The 26177-nt window shown below is 63.9% G+C and carries 29 protein-coding genes; 17 read left to right on the top strand and 12 right to left on the bottom strand.

Translation table 11 applies throughout. The features are described from left to right. Positions 1 to 37 precede the first annotated feature (37 nt). The 3 genes from E8F06_RS23600 to E8F06_RS23590 all read right to left on the bottom strand — a co-directional run bounded on the left by E8F06_RS23600 (position 38) and on the right by E8F06_RS23590 (position 3417). Positions 38 to 769: an RNA methyltransferase gene (locus tag E8F06_RS23600; protein WP_280371600.1), complete on the bottom strand. Its 732-nt coding sequence runs from the start codon at positions 767 to 769 to the stop codon at positions 38 to 40. An 11-nt stretch (positions 770 to 780) separates the two neighbouring features. After that, a complete protein-coding gene (locus tag E8F06_RS23595; protein WP_280371598.1) occupies positions 781 to 2400 on the bottom strand; it encodes an NAD(P)/FAD-dependent oxidoreductase in 1620 nt (539 codons plus the stop codon). Positions 2401 to 2556: 156 nt separating this feature from the next. Continuing rightward, the gene (locus tag E8F06_RS23590; protein ID WP_280371596.1) at positions 2557 to 3417 is read right to left on the bottom strand and encodes a LysR substrate-binding domain-containing protein; all 861 of its coding nucleotides are present in this window, start codon (positions 3415 to 3417) and stop codon (positions 2557 to 2559) included. A gap of 133 nt (positions 3418 to 3550) precedes the next feature. On the opposite strand from E8F06_RS23590, the gene E8F06_RS23585 reads away from it, so the two are divergent. The 6 genes from E8F06_RS23585 to E8F06_RS23560 all read left to right on the top strand — a co-directional run bounded on the left by E8F06_RS23585 (position 3551) and on the right by E8F06_RS23560 (position 9088). Continuing rightward, positions 3551 to 4600: an agmatine deiminase family protein gene (locus E8F06_RS23585; protein ID WP_280371594.1), complete on the top strand. Its 1050-nt coding sequence runs from the start codon at positions 3551 to 3553 to the stop codon at positions 4598 to 4600. Positions 4601 to 4603: 3 nt separating this feature from the next. Next, complete coding sequence (aguB, locus tag E8F06_RS23580; protein WP_280371592.1) at positions 4604 to 5512, top strand: N-carbamoylputrescine amidase; 909 nt, start codon at positions 4604 to 4606, stop codon at positions 5510 to 5512. A gap of 2 nt (positions 5513 to 5514) precedes the next feature. Further along, positions 5515 to 6618, top strand: a complete 1104-nt coding sequence (locus tag E8F06_RS23575) for an extracellular solute-binding protein (RefSeq protein WP_280371590.1) — start codon at positions 5515 to 5517, stop codon at positions 6616 to 6618. A gap of 83 nt (positions 6619 to 6701) precedes the next feature. Continuing rightward, positions 6702 to 7826, top strand: coding sequence for an agmatine deiminase family protein (locus E8F06_RS23570; RefSeq protein ID WP_280371588.1), 1125 nt, complete (start codon positions 6702 to 6704; stop codon positions 7824 to 7826). A gap of 170 nt (positions 7827 to 7996) precedes the next feature. Continuing rightward, positions 7997 to 8500, top strand: coding sequence for a GNAT family N-acetyltransferase (locus tag E8F06_RS23565; protein WP_280371586.1), 504 nt, complete (start codon positions 7997 to 7999; stop codon positions 8498 to 8500). Positions 8501 to 8659: 159 nt separating this feature from the next. Next, positions 8660 to 9088, top strand: coding sequence for a nuclear transport factor 2 family protein (locus E8F06_RS23560; protein WP_280371584.1), 429 nt, complete (start codon positions 8660 to 8662; stop codon positions 9086 to 9088). Positions 9089 to 9334: 246 nt separating this feature from the next. Here E8F06_RS23560 and E8F06_RS23555 read toward each other — a convergent pair whose 3' ends face one another. Then, the gene (locus E8F06_RS23555; protein ID WP_280371582.1) at positions 9335 to 10078 is read right to left on the bottom strand and encodes an alpha/beta fold hydrolase; all 744 of its coding nucleotides are present in this window, start codon (positions 10076 to 10078) and stop codon (positions 9335 to 9337) included. Positions 10079 to 10475: 397 nt separating this feature from the next. On the opposite strand from E8F06_RS23555, the gene E8F06_RS23550 reads away from it, so the two are divergent. From E8F06_RS23550 to E8F06_RS23530, 5 genes are all read left to right on the top strand, one after another. Next, complete coding sequence (locus E8F06_RS23550) at positions 10476 to 10946, top strand: hypothetical protein (protein ID WP_280371581.1); 471 nt, start codon at positions 10476 to 10478, stop codon at positions 10944 to 10946. A gap of 66 nt (positions 10947 to 11012) precedes the next feature. Continuing rightward, on the top strand, positions 11013 to 11861 hold the full coding sequence (locus tag E8F06_RS23545; protein WP_280371579.1) for a DUF692 domain-containing protein: 849 nt from the start codon (positions 11013 to 11015) through the stop codon (positions 11859 to 11861). Continuing rightward, positions 11854 to 12600, top strand: a complete 747-nt coding sequence (locus E8F06_RS23540; protein WP_280371578.1) for a putative DNA-binding domain-containing protein — start codon at positions 11854 to 11856, stop codon at positions 12598 to 12600. Before E8F06_RS23545 ends, E8F06_RS23540 begins: the two co-directional genes overlap by 8 nt. A gap of 53 nt (positions 12601 to 12653) precedes the next feature. Next, a complete protein-coding gene (locus E8F06_RS23535) occupies positions 12654 to 13076 on the top strand; it encodes an organic hydroperoxide resistance protein (protein WP_280371576.1) in 423 nt (140 codons plus the stop codon). Between the two features lie 155 nt (positions 13077 to 13231). Next, entirely contained in the window at positions 13232 to 13558 is a 327-nt protein-coding gene (locus E8F06_RS23530; RefSeq protein ID WP_280371574.1) for a hypothetical protein, read from the top strand. A 318-nt stretch (positions 13559 to 13876) separates the two neighbouring features. On the opposite strand, the gene E8F06_RS23525 is transcribed toward E8F06_RS23530, so the two are convergent. The 3 genes from E8F06_RS23525 to E8F06_RS23515 form a co-directional block, all read right to left on the bottom strand. Continuing rightward, positions 13877 to 14377 (bottom strand): DoxX family protein, encoded by a 501-nt coding sequence (locus E8F06_RS23525; protein WP_280371572.1) that lies wholly within the window; start codon positions 14375 to 14377, stop codon positions 13877 to 13879. Positions 14378 to 14503: 126 nt separating this feature from the next. Next, positions 14504 to 15811, bottom strand: a complete 1308-nt coding sequence (locus tag E8F06_RS23520) for a HAMP domain-containing sensor histidine kinase (RefSeq protein WP_280371570.1) — start codon at positions 15809 to 15811, stop codon at positions 14504 to 14506. Beyond that, on the bottom strand, positions 15811 to 16551 hold the full coding sequence (locus E8F06_RS23515) for a response regulator (protein WP_280371568.1): 741 nt from the start codon (positions 16549 to 16551) through the stop codon (positions 15811 to 15813). The genes E8F06_RS23520 and E8F06_RS23515 overlap by 1 nt, the downstream gene beginning before the upstream one ends. Positions 16552 to 16826: 275 nt before the next feature. Here E8F06_RS23515 and E8F06_RS23510 point away from each other — a divergent pair, with 275 nt between their 5' ends. From E8F06_RS23510 to ampC, 3 genes are all read left to right on the top strand, one after another. After that, on the top strand, positions 16827 to 17090 hold the full coding sequence (locus tag E8F06_RS23510) for a DUF2790 domain-containing protein (RefSeq protein WP_280371567.1): 264 nt from the start codon (positions 16827 to 16829) through the stop codon (positions 17088 to 17090). A gap of 82 nt (positions 17091 to 17172) precedes the next feature. After that, positions 17173 to 18402, top strand: a complete 1230-nt coding sequence (locus E8F06_RS23505) for a redoxin family protein (RefSeq protein ID WP_280371566.1) — start codon at positions 17173 to 17175, stop codon at positions 18400 to 18402. 90 nt (positions 18403 to 18492) lie between these two features. Then, a complete protein-coding gene (ampC, locus tag E8F06_RS23500) occupies positions 18493 to 19671 on the top strand; it encodes a class C beta-lactamase (protein ID WP_280371564.1) in 1179 nt (392 codons plus the stop codon). 136 nt (positions 19672 to 19807) lie between these two features. Here ampC and E8F06_RS23495 read toward each other — a convergent pair whose 3' ends face one another. After that, on the bottom strand, positions 19808 to 20539 hold the full coding sequence (locus tag E8F06_RS23495) for an SDR family NAD(P)-dependent oxidoreductase (protein ID WP_280371562.1): 732 nt from the start codon (positions 20537 to 20539) through the stop codon (positions 19808 to 19810). 253 nt (positions 20540 to 20792) lie between these two features. Beyond that, a complete protein-coding gene (locus E8F06_RS23490) occupies positions 20793 to 21587 on the bottom strand; it encodes an SDR family oxidoreductase (protein ID WP_280371560.1) in 795 nt (264 codons plus the stop codon). Positions 21588 to 21691: 104 nt separating this feature from the next. On the opposite strand from E8F06_RS23490, the gene E8F06_RS23485 reads away from it, so the two are divergent. The 3 genes from E8F06_RS23485 to E8F06_RS23475 all read left to right on the top strand — a co-directional run bounded on the left by E8F06_RS23485 (position 21692) and on the right by E8F06_RS23475 (position 23862). Next, positions 21692 to 22642, top strand: a complete 951-nt coding sequence (locus tag E8F06_RS23485) for a GlxA family transcriptional regulator (RefSeq protein WP_280371559.1) — start codon at positions 21692 to 21694, stop codon at positions 22640 to 22642. 205 nt (positions 22643 to 22847) lie between these two features. Further along, positions 22848 to 23039: a hypothetical protein gene (locus E8F06_RS23480; protein ID WP_280371557.1), complete on the top strand. Its 192-nt coding sequence runs from the start codon at positions 22848 to 22850 to the stop codon at positions 23037 to 23039. Between the two features lie 91 nt (positions 23040 to 23130). Continuing rightward, on the top strand, positions 23131 to 23862 hold the full coding sequence (locus E8F06_RS23475; RefSeq protein ID WP_280371555.1) for a hypothetical protein: 732 nt from the start codon (positions 23131 to 23133) through the stop codon (positions 23860 to 23862). Between the two features lie 125 nt (positions 23863 to 23987). Here the strand turns inward: E8F06_RS23475 and E8F06_RS23470 are convergent, their stop codons facing one another. From E8F06_RS23470 to E8F06_RS23460, 3 genes are all read right to left on the bottom strand, one after another. Beyond that, positions 23988 to 25016 (bottom strand): D-cysteine desulfhydrase family protein, encoded by a 1029-nt coding sequence (locus E8F06_RS23470; protein ID WP_280371553.1) that lies wholly within the window; start codon positions 25014 to 25016, stop codon positions 23988 to 23990. A gap of 42 nt (positions 25017 to 25058) precedes the next feature. Beyond that, on the bottom strand, positions 25059 to 25706 hold the full coding sequence (locus E8F06_RS23465) for a DsbA family oxidoreductase (protein WP_280371551.1): 648 nt from the start codon (positions 25704 to 25706) through the stop codon (positions 25059 to 25061). 125 nt (positions 25707 to 25831) lie between these two features. Continuing rightward, positions 25832 to 26038 carry a 4-oxalocrotonate tautomerase family protein gene (locus E8F06_RS23460; protein ID WP_271407487.1) on the bottom strand — a complete coding sequence of 69 codons (207 nt, stop codon included), beginning with the start codon at positions 26036 to 26038 and terminating at the stop codon, positions 25832 to 25834. Between the last annotated feature and the right edge of the window lie 139 nt (positions 26039 to 26177).

Genomic DNA, 26177 nt, shown 5'->3' with positions numbered 1-26177 from the left:
TCGGGGCCGCTTCACGAGATAGAGGCTCCCCGAGCCGCTATCTGTTCAGTTCGTACGCGCACATGTTGACCGTCGTGGCCAGGTTCAGCGATTCGATGGCGCCACAGCCGGGGATCGTGAACGGCTGGGCGTTGAGTGCGACCAACTGCTCGCGGGGCACGCCGCGTGCCTCGTTGCCGAACAGGTAGCAATCGAATGTCTTGAAGCTGGCGGACTGCAAGCGCTCGCCATTCATATCCAGGCAGGCAATGCGCTCGAAGCGTGTGCGTAAGGAATCCAGCTCCACATCAAGTTCCATGGGCGCATGAAAAATGGCGCCCATGCTGGACCGCACGACCTTGGGGTTATACGGATCGACGCTGCCGGGACTGAGCAGGCAGCGAAAATTACCGAACCACGCCAGGGTACGCAGGATGGTGCCGAGATTGCCCGGGTCCTGAATTTCATGCAGGTAAATGGCGCGCTCGTTCCAGGTGGGTGCAGAAACCGGCGCGTCCATCGCCGACATGGGCACCAGGGCGATGATTCCCTGCGGTGTCTTGGTGTCCGCGATATGCGCCATTTGGCGGTCGCTGATCACATGGGTTTCAAACGGGCTTTGCCACTGTTCGTAGGCGCCGCTTACATACAGCTGACTGCGCTGCAGCAACGGATTCTGCTGGGCTGCCTTCTGCAGCTCCAGCAACAGGTGCTCGCCCTCCACCAGGAAATAACCGAACTCGGCCCGGTATTTCTTCTGGTGGAGTTTCTTGATGTCGTCGAATTTCATCGATGTGGCGCTCAGTGGCTCTGCTCGGAGAGCATCGATTTGACCACCGCTTCAGCGACCTTGATGCCGTCCACGCCCGCCGAGAGAATGCCGCCCGCATAACCGGCGCCTTCACCGGCCGGGTACAGGCCTCGCAGGTTCAGGCTTTGCAGTGTCTCGTGATCACGGGTGATTCGGACCGGGGAGGAGGTGCGGGTTTCGATGCCGGTGAGTACCGCGTCATCGCGATCAAAGCCGCGAATCTGTTTGCCGAATGCCGGCAGTGCTTCACGGATGGCCTCGATCGCATACTCCGGCAGCGAGGGTGCCAGATCGCCCAGGCGCACGCCGGGTTTGTAGGAGGGCTCCACCTCGCCGAATTCGTTCGACGGCACGCCGCGAATGAAGTCGCCCACCAACTGCGCAGGCGCACAGTAGTCGCTGCCGCCCAGTTCATAGGCGCGGGATTCCAGTCGTTCCTGCAGCTCCACACCGGCCAGCGGGCCGCCTGGGAAATCCTGCTCCGGGCTGATGCCGACGACGATGCCGGCGTTCGCATTGCGTTCGTTGCGCGAATACTGGCTCATGCCGTTGGTAACGACGCGCTCCGGCTCGGACGTGGCCGCCACTACAGTGCCGCCGGGGCACATGCAAAAGCTGTAAACGGCGCGGCCGTTCTTGGCGTGGTGCACCAGTTTGTAGTCGGCGGCGCCGAGTTCCGGATGGCCAGCGTATTTGCCCAGGCGGGCCTGGTCGATCATGCCTTGGGGGTGTTCGATGCGGAAACCCACGGCAAAGGGCTTGGCTTCGATGAACACACCCTGGCGATGCAGCATGCGGAAGGTATCGCGGGAACTGTGGCCCAGCGCCAGGACGACATGGCGGCTGCGGATCGTTTCGCCGCTGGCCAGCACCACACCCTCGAGCTGGCCATCGTCGATCACCAGATCGGTGACTTTGCTTTCAAATCGCACTTCGCCACCGAGGGCGATGATCTCCTCGCGCATGGTGGATACCACGCCGGTGAGGCGGAAGGTGCCGATGTGAGGCTTGCTCACGTACATGATCTCTTCCGGCGCACCAGCCCGGACGAACTCGTGCATGACCTTGCGGGCGTAGAACTTCGGGTCCTTGATCTGGCTGTAGAGCTTGCCGTCCGAGAACAGGCCGGCACCGCCCTCACCGAATTGCACGTTGGATTCCGGGGTCAGGACCTTCTTGCGCCACAATGCCCAGGTGTCCTTGGTGCGGCTGCGCACATCCTTGCCGCGCTCCAGCACGATGGGTTTGAACCCCATCTGTGCGAGCAACAGTGCCGCGAACAGGCCGCAGGGACCAAAGCCCACGACCAGAGGCCGCTCGCTCAGATCGGCCGGTGCCTGTCCTACCGGGTAGTAGTGGGTATCCGGGGCTGGACGGATATTGTTGTCACCGGCAAAGCTCGCCAGTATCGCCGCCTCGTCGCGGACTTCCAGATCGATGATGTAGATGAACAGAATGACGCTGCTTTTCTTGCGGGCGTCGTAGCTGCGCTTGAATACGGTGAAGTTCAGCAGATCGGCGTCGCTGATACCCAGGCGTTTGACGATGGCCTTGCGCAGTTCATCGGCGGAATGATCGAGAGGAAGAGACAGTTCGTTGATGCGAATCATGGCGGTAATCCTGGCCGGTGAATCCGGCAAAGGAAGCAACAGAGGGATGACGTAAGGCGCGAATTGTACCCGCCGCCGCCTGCCCCTGTCAGGTATGGCCTGATGGCTCTGCGGAACGCGCCCTGTGGACCCGCACGGTTTCGCTCGTCAATGCCCTCACTCCCTCTCTAGAGCCTCGATCAACCAGTCGCAGAAGCTACGGGTGAGGGGGTCGCCCTCGTTTTCGCGACGTACCAGCCAGCTCCAGTTCGGGCCGCGCACGGTCTGTTCCGACATGGGCACGAGCAGGCCCTGATCCCGCGCGCGGCCGGCGAGGAGGTGGCTGACCAGGGCGATGCCGAGCCCCTGGCTGGCCGCATCCAGCAGCAGTCCCGGATCGGAGAAGTTCAGCCCCTGGTTTTGCTGGCCGACGTAGGCGCCGCCCTGTACCTGCCAGTGGCTCCAGTCCATTTCACGTTCGCCGTGCAGGGTGGTGCGGGCATCTGCTGCCAGCTCCAGCAGGCTGGGATGGCAGGCCGGGTAAAGGCGGTCCTCCAGCAGCACGCGAAAGCTGCATTCGGCCTGGGCGCTGAGGTCGTCGCGCACGGCGATGTTGATGGTCTGGGTGGCCATGTCCGGGGTTTCGTCGGTGGTCAGCAACCAGAGGTCGACCTGCGGGTGGCGCTGGTGGAAGTCCGCGAGGCGCGGCACCAGCCAGTGATGGGCGAAGGCCGGCGTGGTGTTGACCACCAACTGGTTGGGCTTGCGGTACTGGTCCAGGCGGCGGATGCCCACGGCCAGGTGTTGCAGCAGCGACTGGGTGGTGCTGAGCAGGTCGAAGCCAGCGTCGGTCAGGGCCACGCTGCGGCCATTGCGGAAGAACAGCGGTTGTTCGAGGAAGCTTTCCAGGCTGCGGATCTGCTGGCTGATGGCCGACTGGGTGAGGTGCAGTTCTTCGGCAGCCTTGTGGAAGCTGCCCAGGCGGGCGGCGGCTTCGAAGCCGCGCAGGGCGTTCAGCGGTGGCCAGTGTTTCAGCATGATCGATAAGACCTACTAATCAGTAATCCGCAAAATCTATCGTTTGTTGCGGCGTTTTTACAGGCCTAGCATGCAACCCATTACCACGGCCGTGGTTTCTTCGTGATAACAAAAACTTAACCAAGGCATTTGTATGCAAATCAACGATTCGCAGAACGGCTGGGTAATGCCCGCTGAATGGGTTCCGCACGCTGCCACCTGGATGGCCTTCCCCCACAATCAGGCGCTCTGGGAAAACGGCTGGGGTGTGACCCTTGCCGACGTACAGGTCGATTTCGCCCGCGTGGCGAACGCCATTGCCCGCTTCGAGCCGGTGAAGATGGTGGTTGACCCATCCGCCGCGGACCGTGCCCGCGAGCTCTGTGGCGCCAACATCGAACTGGTGGAATTGCCGATCAACGACAGCTGGTGCCGCGACTCCGGTCCGAGCTTCGTCTGCCATCCGCGCCTGGGCACTGCCGGGGTCAACTGGCGCTTCAACGCCTGGGGTGGAAAATCGTCCTTCGACCTCGATGAAAGCCTGGCCCAGCGCATCCTCGGCCATCTGGGCCTGGAGTGCCTCGATACCTTCCTGACCAACGAGGGCGGTGCCATCCATGTGGACGGGCAGGGCACGCTGATCACCACCGAATCCGTGCTGCTCAACCCCAACCGCAACCCCGGTATGAGCAAGGTGGAGATGGAAGAAATCTTCGCTCGCCTGCTGGGGGTGAAGAAAACCATCTGGCTGCCGGGCGACCCCGACTACGTCACCGGCGACATGACCGATGGTCACGTCGATGGCGTGTGCGCCTTCGCTCGTCCCGGCGCGCTGCTGGTGGACGCGACCCGCGATCCGAACTCGACCTACGCCCAGGTGGCGCGCGAGAACCGTCGCGCCCTGGAGCTTTCCACCGACGCCCAGGGGCGCCGATTCGAGATGCTCGAACTCTTCGAAGCCAGCGAAGCGGTGGACCAGGACGCCGAAGTGTTCTGCGCTTCCTACACCAACTTCTACATCGCCAACGGCGCGATCATCATGCCGGCCTACGGCATTGCCGCCGACGATGAAGCCGCGGCAACCCTGCGCATGGCGTTCCCGGGCCGTGAAGTGGTGCCGGTGCAGATCAATACCCTGGCCCACGGCGGCGGCGGTGTGCACTGCATCACCCAGCAACAGCCGGCCTGGCCGCTGAAGGGGTGACCGATGAGCATGCTGACCGTCGCCACCACCCAGTTCGCGTGCAGCTGGGACCTTGAAAGCAACCTCGACCAGGCCGAGCGCCTGGTACGGGAGGCCGCCGCCAAGGGCGCGCAACTGATCCTCCTGCAGGAGCTGTTCGCCACCCCGTACTTCTGCATCGAGCAGGACCACAAGCACCTCGCCCTTGCCCAGGAGTATGGCAGCAGCCCCATCCTCAAGCGCTTTGCCGACCTCGCCCGGGAGCTAGGCGTAGTGCTGCCGCTGAGCTGGTTCGAGCGCGCCGGCAACGCCTTCTTCAACTCCCTGGCGGTGGCCGATGCCGATGGCCGCCTGCTTGGCGTGTATCGCAAGACGCACATCCCCAATGCCATCGGCTACCAGGAGAAGGAGTACTTCAGCCCCGGCGATACCGGTTTCCGCGTCTGGGATACCGCCTACGGCCGGATCGGTGTCGGCATCTGCTGGGATCAGTGGTTCCCCGAAACGGCCCGCTGCCTGTCGCTGATGGGCGCTGAAGTGCTGCTGTATCCGACCGCCATTGGCTCCGAGCCGGGCGCGGCGGCGCTGGATTCCCGCGATCACTGGCAACTGGCCCAGCGCGGCCATGCCGCCGCCAACATCCTTCCGGTGATCGCCGCCAATCGAGTGGGCGAAGAAGTGGCGACCACAGACCCGCAACTGCGGATGCGTTTCTACGGCTCGTCCTTCATCACCGATCACAAGGGCAAGCTGCTGGCCGAAGCCGACCGCGACAGCACCGGCGTGCTGGTCCAGCAGCTCGACCTCGCCGCCATGCGCGAGGAACGCCTCAATTGGGGCGTCTACCGAGACCGTCGCCCGGAAATGTACGGCCCGTTGCTGGGGCTGGATGGACGTCAAACCCATGAACGCTGGCAGCGCCAGGGAGCCTGAAGATGAATGCCATCAAGAAGCTGTTGATCGTCTCGTTGGGCCTCGGCCTGGGCTGCGCGCAATTCGCCGCCCAGGCCGAGGAGAAGATCCTGCGTCTGTACAACTGGGCGGATTACTTCGCGCCGGACACCTTGAGCGCCTTCACCAAGGAAACCGGCATCCAGGTCATCTACGACGTGATGGACAGTAGCGAGACCCTGGAAGCGAAGATGATGTCCGGCCACAGCGGCTATGACCTGATCTTCCCCGGCGACACCGTGGCCGAACGGCTGATGCGTGCCGGCGCCCTGCAGAAGCTGGATCCGGGCAAGCTCGAACACCTGGCTGACATCGAGCCCGGCCTGCGCACGCTGCAAACCCGCTACCCGTACTCACGCCACGCAACGGTGCCCTATACCTGGGGCACCATCGGCCTGACGTACAACCAGCAGATGATCGACAAGCGCCTGGCCGGCGCGCCGGTCAACAGCCTGGACCTGATCCTCAAGCCCGAGTTGGCGGCGAAGTTCGCCGACTGCGGTATCTCGATGATCGACTCGCCCGACGAAGTGCTGGCCGTGGTGCTGAATTACCTTGGACATAACCCGCGCAGCAGCAAGCCGGCCGAACTGGCCGAGGCGGTGGCGTTGCTCGGTTCCATCAAGCCGTACATCCGCAAGTTCCAGTCGCAGCCGGTTACCCAACTGGTCAATGGCGATATCTGTCTGTCCCTTGGCTACAGCGGCGACATGACCCAGGCCCAGCGCGCCTCGGACGAGGCGGGCAAGGCGACGAACTTCCAGTACCGCATACCGGTCGAAGGCACCACGGTCTGGATGGACACCATGGCCATCCCCGCCGATGCCAAACACCCTGAGTACGCTTACGCCTTGATCAACTTCATCATGCGCCCCGAGAACATGGCGGCGATCAGCAATGCCACCGGCTATCCCACCTCCAGTGCCAAGGCGCGGCCCATGGTGGCCGACGACATGCGCAACAACCCGGATATCTACGTGGACGAGGCGACCTACGCGCGGCTGATACCCGGCAAGGACATCCCGCAGCGTGACATGCGTGCGCGAATGCGCGCCTGGACCACCTTCAAGACCTCCATCCACCACTGAAACCGCCAACTGTCGAGAGCGCGGGGCGCCACCCGGGCAGGGTGATGCTGCGCCCCGCAATCCCACTCAACTGAGGACTTTGCATGTCTACTCGCCGTGACTTCATCAAGCAGATGATGGCTGCCAGCGGAATTGGCGCCGTCGCCTCCCTGGGCCTTGGCCTGGATGCGGCCCGCATTTCCGCGGCGCTGGCCAGCAGTTGGTTCATGCCCGACGAACACGCCCGGCAGGAACGGGTGATCCTTGCGTTCGCGGCATCTTCCCGCGTCTGGCAGGGCTGGGAGACGGCGGTGAACAACACCATCGCCCAACTGGCCAAGACCATTGCCAAGTACCAACCGGTCACCGTGCTGTGCCGCGCCAGCCAATTGGCCCAGGCCAAGAGCAAATGCGGCACCACCAATATCGAATTCATCACCCTGGCGCTGGATGATGTCTGGGTCCGGGACTACGGCGGCTGCTTCGTGGTGGATGGGGCGGGCGGCCTGGGCCTGGTGGACTTCAATTTCAACGGCTGGGGCGGCAAGCAGACGGCGGCGAACGACACCCGCGTGGCTGACACCCTCAGCTACGAAATGGAGGCCAACTACATTCGCAGCGCGCTGGTGGGCGAGGGCGGTGGCATCGAGGTGGACGGCCACGGCACCGCGATCATGACCGAGAGCTGCTGGGTGAACAGCAACCGCAATCCGGGCATGAGCAAGGCGCAGATCGAGGCCGAGCTGAAGGCCAATCTCGGCCTGCGCAAAATCATCTGGCTGCCCGGCATCAAGGACAAGGACATCACCGATGCCCACGTCGACTTCTACGCGCGTTTCGTCAAGCCGGGCGTGGTGATCGCCAACCTGGACAACGACCCCAAGTCCTACGACTACGCGGTCACCCGCAAGCACCTGGAAATCCTCAATGCCGCCACCGATGCCGATGGCCGCAAGCTGGTGGTGCACACCCTGCCGCCGCCCCTGAAGGTGCGCAGCAACCAGTACACCAGCAACAACCCGGATTTCGCGCCGGGCTACATCAACTACCTGCCGATCAATGGTGCCGTCATCGCCCCGCAGTTCGGCGACGCGGCAGCGGACAAGTACTGCAAGGACCTGCTGACGACGCTCTATCCGGGGCGGGTGGTGGAACAGCTCAACATCGACCCGATCGCCGCCGGCGGTGGTGGGATCCACTGCGTGACCAAGCACCTGCCGCTGGTTTGAGGGGGCTGCGGGGCAGGGGGCTAATGGGCCTCCTGCCACCGGGCTTGGTGATCACAGGCATCCTTCCGGTCCGTTAGAATGACCGCCCCGCCCAGATGCCTGTTCAACGAGATGCCCATGCCTTCGATCCGCCACTGCGTTCCCCGTCACCGCTTCGGTGAGGCCCGGCCATGAGCGATGCCACGGTAGAGCTGGTGGAAACCGGCCCGGAGCACGCCGAGCTGATCCGCAACCTGTACCAGTTCTATGCCTACGAGTCTTCGGACTGGGAGCAGGAAGACGTGGAGGTGGACGGCCGTTTCTACATCCACGACGAGCACCTGGCGCGTTACTGGCAGGAGCCTCAGTGGAGCGCCAACCTGATCCTGGTGGACGGTTTCATTGCCGGGTTCCTGCTGATCGAACGCAGCGAGCTGCCGGGGATCGATGCCCTGGAACTGGCCGACCTGTTCGTCCTGAAGAAGTACCGCCGGCTGGGTATTGGTTGTGCCCTGGCCACCCAGGTGCTGACGAGCGGGGAGGGCAACTGGCTGGTGCGTTTTTATGGCCAGGATGAGACGGCCGCCGCCTTCTGGCGCACGGTGCTGGACCAGCTGCCGCGTCCGGTGCATGCCATCGAAGTGGATGATGACCCGCAACTGCAGAACTTCCTGGTGACCCGCGCGCGCCACTGAACGGCCGGCAAAAGTTGTGCGGCAGGATCATTCGACTGTCATTTTCGATCATTGAGCCGGGGTATGCCGGCTCGTATCGTCCTTCCTCACCAGGCTGTCCGCCGCCCCAGTGCGTGGCGGGTATGCCGTCACAAGAAGAACAATTGGGAGGAACACAGCATGTCCGAACTGAACCTGCATCCCCAGGCCGCCGCCTCGCTTGAGCGTTGGCACGAAATGGTCGCGCAGAAAGACCTCAGCGAACTGCCTGAACTGCTCGCGGCGAACGTGGTGTTCCGCTCGCCCATGGCCCACACGCCTTATCCGGGGGTGAAGGTGGTTTCCACCATCCTCAACACCGTGCTCAAGGTCTTCGTCGACTTCACCTATCACCGTCACTTGGCCACGGCCGATGGCAGCAGCGTGGTGCTGGAGTTCAGTGCCAACGTCGATGGGCGGGAGCTGAAGGGCATCGACATGATCCGCTTCGATGAGCAGGGCAAGATCGTCGACTTCGAAGTGATGGTCCGTCCCATGAGTGGCCTGCAGGCCCTGGGCGAAGAAATGGGTCGGCGCGTGGGGGCCTTCCTGGCTACCGCCAAGGCCTGAGTCGGCACAGATGCGGGGCGACGCTGATGGCTATGTCTGCATAAAGTGTTGCAAGTAGCTGCATTGCCCGTAGGAGCTGGCTTGCCAGCGAATGGCCCCTTTTCGCTAGCAAGCTAGCTCCTACAAGGCTCCAAGACCGATGGTCGATCTCTGGCAACAGCTAACGCAGACATAGCCAAGCGAATCGCTCCCGTCCCTGCACGGCACCGAATGGCGGCCCCGTCGCAATGACGGGTTTGCACACCGTCAGTAGGTGTAGACGAAGTCCCGCACACCCCGGCCATCGAACTCCACCGCCAGCCATTCCCTCAGCAGGATGGTGGTCAGTTCGGGCTCTTCCAGCGGTGGCAGGTGGCCGCAATGTTCGAGGATCTCCAATCGCGAGCCGGTGATGCGTTCATGCATCAGCCAGGCTTCGGACACCGGCGTGAGCTGGTCGTCGGCACCGACCACGATCAGGGTGGGCACCTGGATGTCGCCCAGCATGGGCAGGGAATCGTCTCGCTTGATGATCGCCTGCTGCTGGCGCACGAAACCGTCCTTGCCCACGGCCGAAGCCATTTGCTGCACGGTGGCGGATACCTGGGAGTCCAGCCAGCGAGGGTGGATCAGACGCGGCATCAGTTGCGGGCTGACACCGACGAAGCGACCGCGCTCGGCAAGTTCCAGCAGTCCCTTGCGGGTTGCGGCGCGCTCCGGCGAGTCGAGGCTGGCCATGGTGTCGAACAGCGCAAGGCGCAGGACCCTTTCCGGGGCCTGACGCATGATTTCGAAGGCAACGTAACCACCCATCGATAGTGCCGCCAGGGCGAACTGCTCTGGGGCTTCGTCCAGCACGCGCCGGGCCATGGCGGCAATGCTGTCATCACGGGTGAGGTCGGGAATATGGATGTCTACCTCGTCGGCGAGGGCAGCGGCCTGGTGCGCCCAGAGGCGCTCGTCGTTCAGCAGGCCCGGCAACAGGACCAGGGTCGTTGGGGTTTCTTCCATAAGGCAAGGCACTCGTACAGATAGCGAGTCGCAGCTCGGGCGGCGCAGAGGCCGTTCGGTCTGGCGACAGGGATCAGGGGTTACGCGGATGGAGTCCATCAGCGAACCCTAGATGCGAAGCGTTTCACATAAATGAACGGCGAAGTTTAGCCGCATTCCACCGCCGGGTTGGCACAAAGGATTCCTCGGAGGCTTCAATCCGGGACCGTGCAAGGGCTTGGGCGCCCTGTATCCCTTTGTATCCGGCCTCTTTCTCCGTTGACTCGCTTACAAATGCTTCCGGCCACAGATACGTCGCGGATACATGGCTGAGGCGAAATGGCCACACCCGAACGAGGTCAGTCCAAACGCCTCGCTCCAGGGTTACCAACCCGCTACCCATACCCGGAGAAACACCATGTCCCGTACCCAGATCTCGAACAAAACCCGCATTGGCCTGATCGCTGTCGCCCTGGCTGGCGGCCTGAACCTCGCCACTTCCACCGCCTTCGCCGTGGAGGCTCTGCCCCAGGGCTACCAGCTGGCCGCCGCCGACAAGGCAGCCGAAGGCAAGTGCGGTGAAGGCAAATGTGGCGCCGCAGAAGCCAGCAACACCCAAGCCAAGGCTGCCGAAGGCAAATGTGGTGAAGGCAAGTGCGGCGACGCCTCCTTCGCCCGTACCGACACCGACGACGACGGCCTGGTTTCCCGCAAGGAACTGCTGACCGTGGCGCCCCAGGGCGAAGCGGAGTTCATCGCCATGGACACCAACAAGGACGGCTTCCTCTCCGAGGGTGAGGTCTACAAGTTCCGCACCAACCAGTACATCTCCAACGGCAAGAAGGTCCCCACCGAGCTGTTCGTGCAAATGAGCAAGGCCAAGAGCTGATCCGCTTCATCCCACCCTCCCTGTGCCGCTGGCCGGGGAGGGGTTCCACAGCCTGGAGAATGACCCATGAGCACTGCCTCCTTCCCCTCTGGCGCAGGTCTCGGCTTGCGTCGCGTGCTATTGCCCGAACTGCTGGCGATGGATGCCGGCGCGGTGGATTTCCTGGAGTGCACGCCGGACAACTGGATCAAGGTCGGCGGTCGCCAGGGTGATGGCCTGGCCAGTCTCGCCGAACGATTCCCGCTGGCCTGTCACGGCCTGTCGTTATCCCTTGGCGGACCGGCACCCCTGGATCGCGAATTGCTGCAGCGCATCCGCGAATTCCTCGACAGCCACAACGTGGCCTTCTTCAGCGAGCACCTGAGCTACTGCTCGGACGACGGCCAGCTCTACGACCTGTTGCCGTTGCCCTTCACCGACGAGTCGGTGCGCCATGTCGCCTCGCGCATCCGCCAGGCCCAGGACGCCCTGGAGCGGCGCATCGCCGTGGAGAATATCTCCTACTACGCCGCGCCCTATCAGGCGCTGCAGGAGATCGACTTCCTCCGCGCGGTACTGGAGGAGGCCGACTGCGACCTGCTGCTGGACGTCAACAACCTCTACGTCAACTCGATCAACCACGGTTACGACGCCGCCGCCTACCTGGCCGCGCTGCCAGTGGAGCGAGTGGTGTACATGCATGTGGCCGGCCACTACGACGAAGCGCCGGACCTGAAGATCGATACACACGGCGCCACCGTGAAAGGCGATGTCTGGACCTTGCTGGAACAGGCCTACCAACGCTTCGGTGCGCTGCCGACCCTGCTGGAACGCGACTTCAATTTCCCGCCCCTGGCTGAGCTGCTGGGCGAGGTGGAACAGATCCGCACGCGCCAGCAGGCCGCCATCGCCTGGCCGGAGGTGCGCCGTGCATGAGGTGCTGCATGACCAGCTGATGAGCCTGGCCCGCTACGTTCGCGACCCGCAGAACAACGCACCGCCGCCGGGCATCGAGGCGCGTCGCCTGGCGGTTTACCGGCAATTGTTCTTCGGCAATGTGGAGTCGCTGCTGTCGGGCGGTTTCCCGGTGCTCCGTGCCAGCCTAGGCCCCGAAAAGTGGCGGGCGCTGATCGACACCTTCTATGCGCAATACCGCTGCCAGACGCCCTTGTTTACCGAAATTTCCGGAGAGTTCGTCGACTTTCTGGCCGAAGGGGGAGGGGACGCCCTCGACTTGCCGCCTTGGGTGGTGGAACTGGCCCATTACGAGTGGGTGGAGGCTGCGCTGCTGCTGAGCGACAGCCGAGAGCCAACCCACGATCCCAAGGGCGACCTGCTTGAAGGGGAGCCCGTGCTGTCGAACCTGGCCTGGCCCCTGGCGTACCAATGGCCGGTGACCGAGATCGGCCCCGATTACCTGCCGCAGCAAGCGCCCGAGCAGCCGACCCTGGTACTGGCGCGCCGCGGCGCCGACCAGAAGGTGCATTTCTCCCGCCTGGCGCCCTTGGCCCATGCGCTGCTGGCGTCGCTGCAGGAGCGGAGCGGCTCGGGCCGCAAACACCTGGAAGCTCTGGCCGAAGCCATCGGTGCGGAGGCTGAAACCATCCTGCCGCAGGGCCTGACCCTGCTGGAAAACCTGCGTGCCCAAGGCGTGGTGCTTGGCACCCGGGCCTGAGGCGCAAGCTGTTGCCGGTGTTTGCCGGCGTATCTACCGAGTGGAGTTGAATGATGACCGCGATTCTTGAAAAGACCCTCTATACCGGCCAGACCCGGACCACCGGCGGCCGTGACGGCCAGGGCAAGTCCTCCGACGGCGAACTTGCTGTGCGCCTGAGCCCACCCGGTTCTGGCCGGCCGGGCACCAACCCGGAACAGTTGCTGGGCGTGGGCTGGTCGGCCTGCTTCATTGGCGCCCTGCGTCGCGCCGGCCAGGCTCAATCGATCCGCCTGCCGGATGACGTGGCGGTAGCCGCCGACATCGCTCTGGGTAACACCGCTGACGGTGGCTTCGCCCTGGCGGCGAAACTGACCGTCGAACTGCCTGGCCTCGCCACCGACGTCAAAGCCCGCCTGGTGGAAGCAGCCCACCAACTCTGCCCGTACTCCAAGGCCACCCGCGGCAATATCGAAGTGACCTTCGAGATTCCCTGAGTCGCCACTGCTGCAAAGAAGCCCGCGCACCTTTCGAGGTGTGCGGGCTTTTTTGTGGGCGGGTCACCTGACCTGTAGCTAGACTTCGGCCAATTCCGTAATGCACGACTGCAAGACATGCATCGAACTCAACGAGCACAAGAGGAGACTCTGTCGTGGAAGGACCGACGGCAAGCGAACCCAACAAGACCTATCAATTCTGTTCGGTGCAATTGAATGTCTTTTCGCTAATGCTCGTGACGGCCCTCAGCGCCTTTTGCGGGGGTATCGGCTGGGCGTTGATCCTCTTTATCGCCAACTGGCTGGGGATGGTCACCTTGGAACGATTCGACAACGTCCTGGTGAATTTCATTATGTTTCCGCTGTTCGGTGCATTCTTCGCTGCGGTGTTCTCACTCCTGGGCTACCCGGTCTACAAATGGGTGTGCAAGAACCTCCGTGGGCAGCGCCTGACAGGCATTTTCCACAATCCTCACAACTGATCTGCAGCGTTCATCCGTGCAAGGGCGGGTATAGCTTCGCTCGCGTTCACCCTACGCATTGGTAGGGTGCGCTGTGCGCACCGATTGTGGGGCGACACCGCGTCGCGCTCGTATACCGGCCAAAGCGAATGAATTCGCCCCTACAGGGAAGTGCCCAGGCTGAACCCCGGCACGGACAGCCCCCTCTCCCTCTGGGAGAGGGTTGGGGTGAGGGCTGCCATCGGCTAGCTTGGTGCCCAGTCCTTTCGCGAATGAATTCCCCCCACAAAAAAGCCCGCGCACCCCTTCAGATGCGCGGGCTTTTCCGTCTCCGACCGGTCAGGCTTTCCGGCGGAACAGCAGATGATCGAGGCTGAAGCGTCCGGCGCCGCTGAGGAGCAGGGGCATAGCGGCGATCAGGTAGATCAGCGGCAGCTTGTAGTTGCCGTAGCCCTTGTTGGTGATGGCGTAACCCTGGGCGAGTTCCGAGAGGCTCGACCAGTGTTCCGGCCAGTGCACGGCAGCGATGGCCACAACGGTCAGCACCATGAGTACGAAGGTGGCGAAGCGGGTACCCAGGCCCAGCAGCAGGAGCAGGGGGGCGATCAGCTCGGCCCACATCGACATCTGCCAGCTGAGGTCAGCCGGAATCACATTGAACGGGAAGGGAAAGGCGGACTGGATATCGACGAACCAGTTCTGGCCGTTCCATTTCTCCAGACCGGATTCGAAGAACTCCCAGGCGAGGAACAGGCGCAGCGGCAGGTCGGCGCTCCAGGCGCCGATGCGGTCAAGCTGGTTGAAGGCAAACTTGAACGGGGAGAGGGCAAGGCTGGACATGGGCGGGCTCCTTGGGTCCGGGTGCAGCGGCGGGATGCCGTTGCTGCTCTTGCGTCCATGTTGGCGTGGGGGCTTGTCCCGGATGTGTCCTGCCGTATCCCGTTGTGTATCGCTGTGTAGGTTGCCTCAGGCGTTGGCACCCAGTTCCAGCTGGGCGCAGAGGCCTCCGCTGTCGCGGTTGGAAAGGGTCAGGCGGCCGCCCAGGGCCTGGCTCAGTTGCTGGGCGATGGCCAGCCCAAGGCCGGTGCCGCCAGTGCTGCGGTTGCGCGAGCTCTCGACCCGATAGAAGGGTTTGAACACTTCCTGCAGTTCCTCCTCGGCAATGCCCGGACCTTCATCCAGTACCTGCACCAGGACCTTGCCCTGTACATCGCGCTGAACTTCCAACTGGGCGCTGCCGCCGAATTTCAGGGCGTTGTCGATCAGGTTGCTGAGCACCCGGCGCAATGCATGGGGGCGGGTTTCCAGCAACATGCCGCTGGAACCGGCGAGGTTCACAGCCTGGCCGCTGTCCTGGTAGTCGCATACCAGGCTGTCGAGGAAGGCGTCGAGGTCGACCCGGCACAGGGCTTCGCTGGTGCCGTCCATGCTGCGCGCATAGGCGACGCCTTCGCGCACCAGGTGCTGCATTTCATTCAGGTCGCTCCATAGGCGCTCGCGTTCGACCGAGGCGTCCATCTGCTCTACACGCAATTTCATGCGGGTGATGGGGGTCTGCAGGTCGTGGGAGATGGCTGCCAGCAGTTGCATGCGCTCTTTCAGGTAGGCGCCGATGCGCCCTTGCAATGAGTTGACGGCGCGGGCGGCGTAGGCGACTTCCTGTGGCCCGCGCTCATCCAGCACCGGGCCAGAGGCGTCCGGGTCGAGGTGGTCAACGGCCTGGGCCAGGCGGGTCAGAGGCCCGATCGCCATGCGTACTGCCAGCCAGGTGCAGACCAGCAGCACAGCCAGTTGCAGAAGCAATACCACCGGCAGCCACTGCGCCACGGGAATCGGGCCGGGGGTGACGTCTATGGTGAGCGGTCGGCCGTCGCTCAGCGTCAGGTGACCCTGGAAGTGGGGCGTCGGGCCGGGAATGTTCTCGAAGCGAACCGGAAAACGCTCGCCAATGGCCCGCTCTATGGACGCAGCGGCCATATGGGGATTGGCCATGTCCATGGGGACACCCGGCTGGCCTTCATCGAGCCGGTAGCGGTAGTTGCGCCGTTCCAGCAGCGACAGCCAGGTGGCACGTTCATCCGCAGGCAGGCGGTCGATCAGCGCCACGGCGGTGCTGACGTCGTTCTCCAGGTTGCCGAGCATCACGTTGCGGCCGGTCTGGTAGCGCTCGTAGAACTGCGAGGCGAAGGACAGCCCATAGGCCAGCACCAGCCCGGTCAGGAAGATCAGCGCCAGGCGTGCGGCCAGGGTGCTCGGCCAGCGGGGCAGGGACATCACGTCGACGGCTCGATCAGCTGCACGGGCAGCGAGAAGACATAGCCCTCACTGCGCACCGTCTTGATATAGGCAGACTCGCGAGGGTCGTCCTGCAGGCGCTGACGAAGGCGGCTCACCAGCAGGTCGATGGAGCGGTCGAACACATCCGCCTCGCGGCCCTGGGTGAGGTTGAGCAGCTGGTCGCGGCTGAGCACCCGCTGCGGATGGTCGAGGAAGACCCGTAGCAGGCGGTACTCGGCGCCGCTCAGGGCCACCAGGGTGCCTTCGGCGTCCAGCAGGTGGCGCGCGGTGGTGTCCAGACGCCATTTGCCGAAGCCGATCAGCCGGCTGCTTTCGCTGATCTGCAGGTTCGGGGGCAGCATCCGCGTGCGCCGCAGCACCGCATTGATGCGCGCCAGCAGCTCGCGGGCGGAGAAGGGTTTGGTGAGGTAATCGTCGGCGCCCATTTCCAGGCCGATGATGCGATCGGTCTCATCATTGCGGGCGGTCAGCATCAGCACCGGCGTCGCCTTGTGCTTGCCCACGCGCAGCTCCCGGCAAAGGCGCAGGCCATCGTCGCCGGGCATCATGATGTCGAGGACGATCAGGTCGACCGTGTTGCCTTCGAGGAACGTGCGCATCTGCCGGCCATCTGCCGCCAGGCTCACGCGCAGGCCGTTCTTCTTCAGGTAGTTGCCGACGAGTTCTCGGATTTCCCGGTCGTCGTCAACGATCAGGATGTGATCGACATGGTCCATGGACAAACCTCGTTCTGCTCGATTCGCGACCTAGTGTATCGGGCCGCGCGGAGCTTGCCCGCTGCCCTTTGTATTGCAGTGTATCCAGCGCTTTGCTGATACCTGCGATTGCACTTTGGTCGAAAGTATCTCTCTGTATCCGGAATGCTTGCAGATACCTGGAAGGGCAATCGCAGGCCGCCGTGGACACATCGGCGATACCTCCCACCGCTGGAATTGGGCCCAACGGATGCAGTGGTGCATCCGCCCCATTTCCCATTGGTGAGGAGACCTCCATGAAAACTCTGTCCCTGAGCGCCTGCCTGCTGGCAGCCACCTTCAGTTTCGCAAGCCTGGCGGCCCAGGCCGCGGGAAACGTCACGCCAGAGCCGTACCGCTACGGCATGCACCTGGATATCAACAAAGTGGTGTCCATTCACGAAGAACCGTCCGTCTTGTGCCAGGTGGTGGATGCGCGCATGGATTACCTGGACTCCAGCGGACAGCAGCACAGTCTGGCGTATCGCAAGCTGGCCGACGCGTGCGGCAACGAAAACTGAACCACGCCCCCCGTTTCCAGCGCCACTGACGGCGCGAATCGCCAGCCCGGAGCCTGCGGGCCCAATTTTCATCGAGGTGTCCATGTATCTTGTCGCCTTTCTCGGCGGGGTGCTGACGCTGTTCAGTCCCTGCGTTCTTCCTGTCCTGCCCCTGCTGTTTTCCCGCGCCGGCGGCCCGGCCTGGTCGCCCTTGCTGACCCTGGTCGGCCTGGCTTCGGGCTTTGCCGTGCTGGCGAGCCTGGCGGTGGTCTCCAGCGAGTGGGTGATCCATGCCAGCCAGTGGGGTCGCTACCTCGCCCTGGTGCTGCTGGCTGTGTCTGCGCTGGCCCTGTTGTCCAACCGCTTCGGCACCTTTGTGTCGCGCCCCTGGCTGTGGCTGGGTGACCGTTTGCACGGCGATGCCCGGCGCCTGCCGCCGACGCTTTCAGCCTGGCTGATGGGGTTTGCCGCTGGCCTGCTGTGGGCGCCCTGTGCCGGCCCCATCCTGGGCCTGATCCTGTCCGGCGCCATGCTCAACGGCCCCAGCGCATCCACCAGCCTGTTGCTTCTCAGCTATGGCCTCGGCAGCGCCGTGGCGATGGGGGCGCTGATTTTCCTCGGCCGTGGCGCCTTCCAGCGCGCGAAGCTGTCGTTGGGAACCGTGGAATGGCTGCGTCGCGGCGCCGGTGCGCTGGCCTTGCTGGCGGTGGTCGGCATCGCCAGTGGCACCACGGATCGGCTGGCTGGCGTGGGTGACTCGCGCCTGGCCTCAGCGCTGGAGCGCAAGGTGATCGACGGCGTTCCGGTGCTTCTGGAGAAACTGGTGAGCAGTGCCCGTGCCGCGGATGTCGGCCAACTGCCGGACCTGGGCGCGATGCCGTCGCTCGATGGCGCCACCCAGTGGCTCAATAGCCCGCCGCTCAGCAACGAGCAGCTGCGCGGCAAGGTGGTGCTGGTGGATTTCTGGACCTTCGACTGCATCAACTGCCGGAACAGCCTGCCGTACGTGAATCAATGGGCGGAGCGTTACGCCGACAAGGGCCTGGTGGTGATCGGCGTGCACACGCCCGAGTACCCCTTCGAGCGGATCATCGACAGCGTGCGCGAGGCGACCGTCCGCCTGGGCGTGAAGCACCCGGTGGCCATCGACAACCAGTACCGCATCTGGAATGCCTTCACCAACCAGTACTGGCCGGCGCACTACTTCATCGATGCCAATGGGCGTGTGCGCACGCTGCACATCGGTGAGGGCGACTATGAAGAGCAGGAGGCGGTCATCCAGAAGCTCCTTCAGGAGCGCGATGCGGCCGTTAAGGGCGCCAGCGCGACCTGATTGCGCAACACCCGGTCATGGACGGGTTTTGGAAGCACCTGCCCGAGGTGGTAGGTTCTCCCACCCATTCATGACCGAAGGACCCTTCCGATGCGCCCGACAGGAAAGTACTGCGCACCTTCACTCCTGCTTACGCTGGCGGTCAGCCTCGCCAGCCAGGCCATGGCCCGCGAGCTGCCGACGGCTCTCGGTGCCAGCGTCCAGCAGGCGGCTCGCCAGGTCATGCAGCAATACGGCATTCCTGGCCTGGCCATTGGGGTCACCGCCCAGGGCGAGCAGCGCTTCTACAACTACGGCGTGGCGTCCAAGGCGACGCAGCAAGCCGTTACCAGCGATACGCTTTTCGAAGTCGGCTCGGTCAGCAAGACCCTGACCGTCGCGCTGGCCACCTACGCCGAAACGCTCGACAAGCTCCAGCTCACTGCGAGCCCCAGCCGTTACCTGCCGGAGCTCAAGGGCAGCAAGCTCGACCAGGTGACGCTGATCAACCTGGCCACCCACACGGCCGGCGGCTTTCCACTGCAACTGCCGGATGGCGTCCGCACCCGGCAACAGTTGATGGACTACTACCGCGCCTGGCAGCCGCGCTACGCGCCTGGCACCTACCGGACCTACGCCAATCCCAGCATCGGCCTGCTGGGAGTGGTAGCGGCCAGCAGCCTGGAAAAGCCTTACGTCGCCGCCATGGAAAGCGTGCTGCTGCCGAAGCTGGGCATGGGCAATACCTTCATCGAGGTTCCGGCTGATGCGATGCCGCGCTACGCCCAGGGCTACAACAAGCACGATGCCCCGGTACGGGTGAATCCGGCGATGCTGGCCAACGAGGCCTACGGGGTGAAGACCAGCAGCAAGGACCTGCTGCATTTCGTCGAGGCCCATCTCGGCCGGGTTCCGCTGGAGGCCGGGCTGCAACGCGCCATCGACGCGACCCGGACAGGCTACTACAAGGTCGGCGCCATGACCCAGGACCTGATCTGGGAGCAGTACAGCTACCCGGTGGCGCTGGAGACGCTGGTGAAAGGCAATGGCAGCCAGATGGTGCTGGAAAGCCACGCGGTCACCGCCATCGAACCGCCGCTGCCGCCGCAGAAGGCAGTCTGGGTCAACAAGACTGGAGCCACCGATGGCTTCGGTGCCTACGTAGCTTTCGTGCCGGAGAAACAACTCGGCATCGTGCTGCTGGCCAACAAGAATTACCCGAATGAGGAGCGGGTGAAGCTGGCCTATCGGATTCTTGGCGAATTGGAGGCGGGGCAGAAGACTCGCTAGTCGAGGGGCGATCGCTCCCTCGGGAAAGCCAATCGTGACCGTAGGGTGTGCTGCGCGCACCAACTGCAGGGGCGACGCCGCGCGTGGCTCAACCCCTGGTGCGCGCGGCGCACCCTACGAATCAGCCTTCAGGTCATCACCACTTACCGGTGCTCATACCGCCGTCCACGGCCAGGACAACGCCGGTGGTGAAGTTCGCGCCGGCCAGGTACAGAACGGCTTCGGCGATCTCTTCAACCGTGCCCACACGGCCGGCCGGCGCCAGGTTGTTGAGGAAGTCGCGGGAGGCCGGGTCGTGCATCGGGGTGTCGATGATGCCGGGGGCGACTGCGTTCACCTGGATGTTGTGCGGCGACAGTTCCAGGGCCAGGGCGCGGGTCATCTGGTTGACGCCGCCCTTGATCAGTACCGGAAGGGCAGCCGGAACGCTGATGTTGGGTTGCAGGGCCACCGAAGCGGAGATGTTGACGATGTGGCCACCGCCTTGCTGCTGCATGTGCGCGGCCGCCACCTGGGAGGTGTAGACCACGCCCTTGAGGTTGGTGTCCAGCAGGGCTTCCAGGTCTTCCGGGCTGTACTCGATGAAGGGCTTGGCCAGGAAGAAACCGGCGTTGTTGACCAGCACTTCGACGCTGCCGAAGGCTTCGATCGCGGTGGCGAAAGCCTTGCGGGCGGCGGCCGGGTCGGCCACGTCACCGGCGACGCCGACGAAGCTGGCCGGGTTACCCAGGCTGGCGGCGGCTTCTTGCAGGCGTTCGGCGGAGCGGGCGGTGCCGACGACGTTGTAGCCGGCGTCGAGGAAGGCCTTGGCCAGGCCCAGGCCGATACCGCTGGAAGCGCCGGTGATAACGACAGTTTTCTTGCTCATGGTGGTTTCCTCACAAATAGGCTCAGGGGGCTTGCCGTAGCAGCTGATCGAAGGGATTAGCTGCTGGTGAGGCGGACTATATTTGTGAGTGAAGCGCCGATAAATCGGGTTTCCCTTACTTCAGTTGATACCTTGTGTAATCAATCGAGATCGCCTGGCAGCAGGCATTCAGCCCATGAAAACGCCGACTGCGGGGCACCACAGAAGTGGCCCCCGCATTGTTTTGCGGCTTGGGTTAGGGCGAGCAGGTGTTTCAGCGGCTGTAGCGTGCGGCGGGAGCGCTCAACGACAGGTTCGGCATCAGTTTCTGCCGCGCAGCTTCATAGGCATCCAGGTCGGCGATGTCCGGAAGGGCGGGAATGGTGACGAACTCGCCTTGGTCGAAACCGGCAAGCGCCGCGTCCACCATGTCTTCCGCCTTCATGACGATGGCACTGGGAAGGTACTCCACCGGCGTGCCGGCGATCTCCCAGAAGTCGGTCGCGGTTGCGCCGGGGAGCACGACCTGCACCCGGACGTTCTTCTCCTGCAGTTCCTTGTGCAGGGACTGGCTGAACGCGAGCACGTAGGCCTTGGAGCCCCCGTACACACCGTTGAGGACCTCCGGCGCGATGGCGACGATCGAAGCGATATTGATGATGGTGCCGCCGCCACGGGCGACGAAAACGGGTGCTGCGGCGTAGGTCAGGCGCGTCAGCACGTTCACGTTGAGGGTGAGCAAGTCGTCCAGCTTGTCGACGTTCGACTCGAGAAGAGGGCGGGTCGCGCCGATGCCGGCATTGTTCACCAGCGTCGTGATGCTGGCATCGGTGCGAAGGATGTTCTCGACCCGTGCGAGGTCCTCCTTGTTGGCCAGGTCGGCGACCACGACTTCCACGTTTCGCCCGGTCTCATCGCTCAAGCGACGGGCCAGCGCATTCAGGCGCTCGCGGTTGCGAGCCACCAGGATCAGGTCATGGCCACGGCGGGCCAGGCGGTCGGCGTAGATCGCACCGATACCGGACGAAGCGCCGGAGATGAGGGCGGTGCCGGGATGTGAGTGAGTCATGTTGTTGCTCCAGGGTGGGTGGGACTGGAGAACAGAGTGCTGCGGATTTACGATGTCTTAAATGACATTTATAGTCATGTTTCAGGACATCCCGGGAGGTACACATGCATCGAATCGGCTATCTGCTGACGGATGGTTTCCAGGTCCTTTCACTGGCCACCCAGACCGTATTCGAGTTCGCCAACCTCGTGGCCCGGGAACCCTTCTACAGCATCCAGAATTACTCGCCGGACGGCGGTCTGGTGCGCTCTTCGCTGGGGCTCGCGATCGAAACCCATGCACTCGATGCGCCTCGCCTGGCGGACACCTGGATGGTCGTTGGGGTCAACGACCCGTTGGCGGAGCCACCTCCCCAGGCCGTCCTCGACTTCGTGCGCCAGGCCGCTAGCCAGGCGCGACGCACGGCCGGTGTCTGCACCGGTGGCTTCGTGCTGGCTGAGGCGGGCGTGCTGGCCGGGCGCCGTGCGACGACCCACTGGGCCTTCGCTCTCGAAATGCGCAAGCGATTTCCGGACATCGATGTCGAGGATGACCGCATCTACATCGTCGACGAGCCGATCTGGACCTCAGCCGGCATGACTGCGGGGCTCGACCTCGCCCTCGGCATGGTGGAGAAGGACCTGGGCGCGGAGGCGGCGCGTTCGGTGGCGCACAAGCTGGTGATGCATCAGCGCCGCTCCGGTGGGCAGTCCCAGCATTCGGAAATGCTCGACCTGGCGCCCAAGTCGGACCGCATCCAGAACGCGCTGAACTATGCACGCAATCACCTGAATCGCCCGCTTGGCGTTGAGGAGCTGGCGGAAGTCGTGCACCTGAGCCCGCGTCAGTTCACCCGGGTATTCACCGCCGAAACCGGACAGTCGCCCGCCAAGGCCATCGAGGGGCTGCGGCTGGAGGCGGCACGGCTGATGATCGAACAGAGCCGTCATTCCCTGGATGTGGTCGCCAGGGAAACCGGGTTCCGCGACCGGCGCCACATGCGCGAGGCCTTCATACGTGGTTTTGGCGTGCCGCCCCAGGCCGTGAGACGGGATGCGCGCGGCGTGACGGTTTGAAGGGCAGGGCGCCGCTCCGTGCTCCGCGCTCGGGTTGTGTCCCTCTGTATCCAGGCGCCGCCGGATACATGAGCACGCAAAACAAGTGCTGGGCGACACACGCAGGGCACCGGCCCCGTCGAGACTGAGCTGGCCACCAGCGACAGCCTCGATGGCCTGGAGCTGGTTGGGCCCGATGCCCACAACCTGAGCGGAATCCAGTTCGATGAAGACCCTGAAGAGCCTGCTGACCTCCATCGCCTTTTCCCTGGCCGGTGTTGCCGTGCACAGCAACGCCGCCACCGAGAATCACCGCAACTCCAGCGGTGTCTGCTTCCAGACGACGCCGCTGGGTAGCAAGAAGGTATCGCCGCAGTCGGCCGAGGCCGGTTCCAGCGGCGATCCGCTCGACCGCTGAAGACGACTTTCCGTGCTGCTCGCCCACGATCCGCCGTTGGTGGGCGCGGGCTACAACTGACCACCACAACCTGCTGCCGAGGACTTCCGCCATGAGTGATGGGAACTGCGAATTGCTGAAACAGGTGCTGAACGCCCACGGCGGACTGGACCGCTGGAACCGCTTCAATACGGTGCGCGCCAGCATAGTGACCGGAGGCACCCTGTGGGGCCTGAAGGGCCTGACCCAGGACAGCGACCCACGGGAGATGACCGTCTGGCTGCATGAGCAGCGGGCGTCGGTCACGCCCTTTGGCGCGCCAGACAAACGCACCGCCTACACGCCTGGGCGCATCGCAATCGAGACCATCAGCGGACAGTTGGTGGCCGAGCGTGCAGACCCCATAGCGTCATTCCACGGCCACGGCGAAACCACACCCTGGGACCCGCTTCAGCGGGCCTACTTCAACGGCTACGCGCTCTGGTCCTATCTGACCATGCCATTCCTGTTCACCTGGCCAGGCGTCAGGGTCGAAGAGTTGGCGCCGTGGGAAGAGGGCGCGGAAACCTGGCGCCGGCTGCGGGTGCATTTCCCGGAGAGCGTGGCGACCCACTGCGCGGTACAGGACTTCTACTTCGGCGAGGATTTCCTGCTGCGTCGGCACGACTATCAGCTTGACGTCAGCGCAGGCTTGCCGGCCGCGCAGTACGTTTCCGACTACATCGAAGCGGAGGGCCTGCGCACGCCCGGCAAACGGCGGGCCTATCGACGTGACGAGCAAGGCCGGGCCATCGAGGCGCAATTGCTGGTGTCCATCGACATCAGCCAGCTCCGCTATGAATGAGCTGCCGGGATGGCGGCCGATTGGGCATTGAGAGCAGGAAAGGGGAGGCGTTGCCTCCCTTTTCCATTCAGGCCATTACCACTTGCCAGTGCTTTGGCCACCGTCCATGGCCAGATTCCGGCCGGTCAGCTGTAGGCGCTGCGGTAGGCGAAGATGCCCGGCAGCCCACCCGTCATCACGAACAGCAGGTTGCTGCCGGGCGGAAACTCACCGTTGCGAGCGGCAGCCAGCAATCCCGCGAATGCCTTGCCGCCGTAGACGGGGTCGATCAGCAGCCCCTCGTGGGAGGCGAGCAGACGGGTTGCTTCCAGCATCGCCTGGGTGGGGGCGCCATAGGCTTCGCCGCGCTGTGTCCCATCCACCTTGACCGCGCTTTCGTCCAGCGACGTGGATGGAGCGAGTAACTGCAGTGTCTGCCGGGTCTTTTCCACGGTCGTTGCGAGCGTCTGCTCGGCGGTTCCCAGTACGGAGTAACCAGTGATTCCTGTTGAGGAGCCGGCCAGGGTAACCCCGGACAGCAGGCCTGCCTGGGTTCCGCTGCTGCCGTTGGGCACGATGATCTGCTGGAACTGCACGCCGACTTCGTCTGCCTGTTGCAGGATTTCGGCCGCGCAAGCGGCATAGCCCAGCGCGCCGGTCGGGCTGGAACCGCCAAGTGGCATGACGAAGGGCTTCCTGCCCTGGCGTGTAAGACGGTCCACCTGTTCGGCGGCATAGGCGTCCGGGGCCGCTCCGAGGGGCAGGCGATGGATGGTCGCACCGAACAGGGCGTCCAGCAGGACATTGCCGTTGAGCTGATAGTCATCGTCCGTGCGCACGCCGGACTGGGTGAGGATCAACTCGCAGGCCAGGCCGTGGCGCGCGGCCACCGCCGCGGTCAGGCGGGCGTGATTGGACTGCAGGCCGCCCCAGGTCACCAGGGTATCGGCGCCGGCTGCGAACGCCTCGCCGAGCAGGAACTCCAGCTTGCGCAGTTTGTTCCCGCCGCCACCCAGGCTCGTGAGGTCGTCACGCTTTACGTAGAAGTTGCAGCCGTTGAATTCGGCCAGCTGGCTCAGACGAGATAGCTTCTGGATCGGCGTGGGGGCATCCACCAGCACCATCCGGGGATGGCTGGCGAGGGCCGCCTCGAGACGGTTCAGGTCATGTGACATTGAGGTTCCCTCCGGGCACGGGAAAAGTCGTGTTGGTGTTTTTCAGCGCTCCACAGCGACCTGCCGGAGCGCTTTTTCGTAGTAGTCCGCCGCTTGTGCGCCGCTGATCAGGTGCTTGCCGTTGAGGACGACGGCCGGGACAGCGTGCACGCCGCGGCTGGTGTAGTAGTGCTCGCGCTCCTGGACTTCCCGGCTGAACTGCCCTGAGGAGAGGACTTCCAGCGCCGCGTCGCGGGCGAGGCCCACATCGCCGGCCAGGCTGGCAAGCGTTTCGCGATCGCTGATGTTCCGGCCATCGGTGAAGTAGGCGCGGAACAGCAGGTGGGCAAGCGGCCGCTCCCGCCCCCTGGTTTCGGCCCAGCGCATCAGGCGGTGGGCATCAAAGGTGTTGTAGAAGTGCGTGCGCTTCTTGAGGTCGAAGTGGAAGCCGATCTCCAGTCCACGGGCGGTGATGTTCTCCTGGCTGCGGGCGACATCCGCGGCGCTACGCCCGTATTTCTGCATGATGTGTTCGACCGCATCCTGACCGGCTGCCGGCATATCGGGATTCAGTTCGAACGGCTGGAAGGCCAGTTCGATCTCCAATTCCGCCGGCAATCGTTCCAGGGCTTGCGCCAGTTCTTCCAGTGCAATGGCGCACCAGGGGCAGACGGGGTCCGAGATGAAGTCGATTCGGATGGGTTCACTCACGGAATGTTCTCCGTTTTCCTTCAGGCGTTACGTGACTGTGGACGTTGCGTTCACCCTTGCCTCCGGTTCGAGGACAGGGGATTCCCGCCCGGCCGTGTGCCAGGCGGGAGGCACTGGAATGGGCGTCATCCAGGCTGGTTCTTGCGGTACTCCGTGGTCGTCATGCCGGCATAGCCCCAGTTATCGGTGTCCACTTCTTCGATGACGATGTGGGTGAGATCCGGGCGTTTGCCCAGCACGCGTTGCAGGGTGTCGGTGATTTCGGCGATGACCTGGGCCTTCTGTTCCCGGGTAACCCCGTCACGGGTGATACGTACGCTTACGAACGGCATCTTGAACCTCCTGGGAGGACTGGTGGGTGGTGGCACCGGGTCAGCGCTCGGCTGTGACTTGCCCGTGGGCAGGGCGCGCCTTGGCAGTGGCCGGAAGGTGCCGGGATCGACTGCACGGGACGAACTATATTTGTGCGTA

It is taken from the genome of Pseudomonas sp. BN411, from assembly GCF_029871235.1.
Taxonomy (GTDB): Bacteria; Pseudomonadota; Gammaproteobacteria; order Pseudomonadales; family Pseudomonadaceae; genus Metapseudomonas.
The sequence above is the reverse complement of the archived record's forward strand: the minus strand, read 5'-3'. Positions and strand labels throughout refer to the sequence as shown.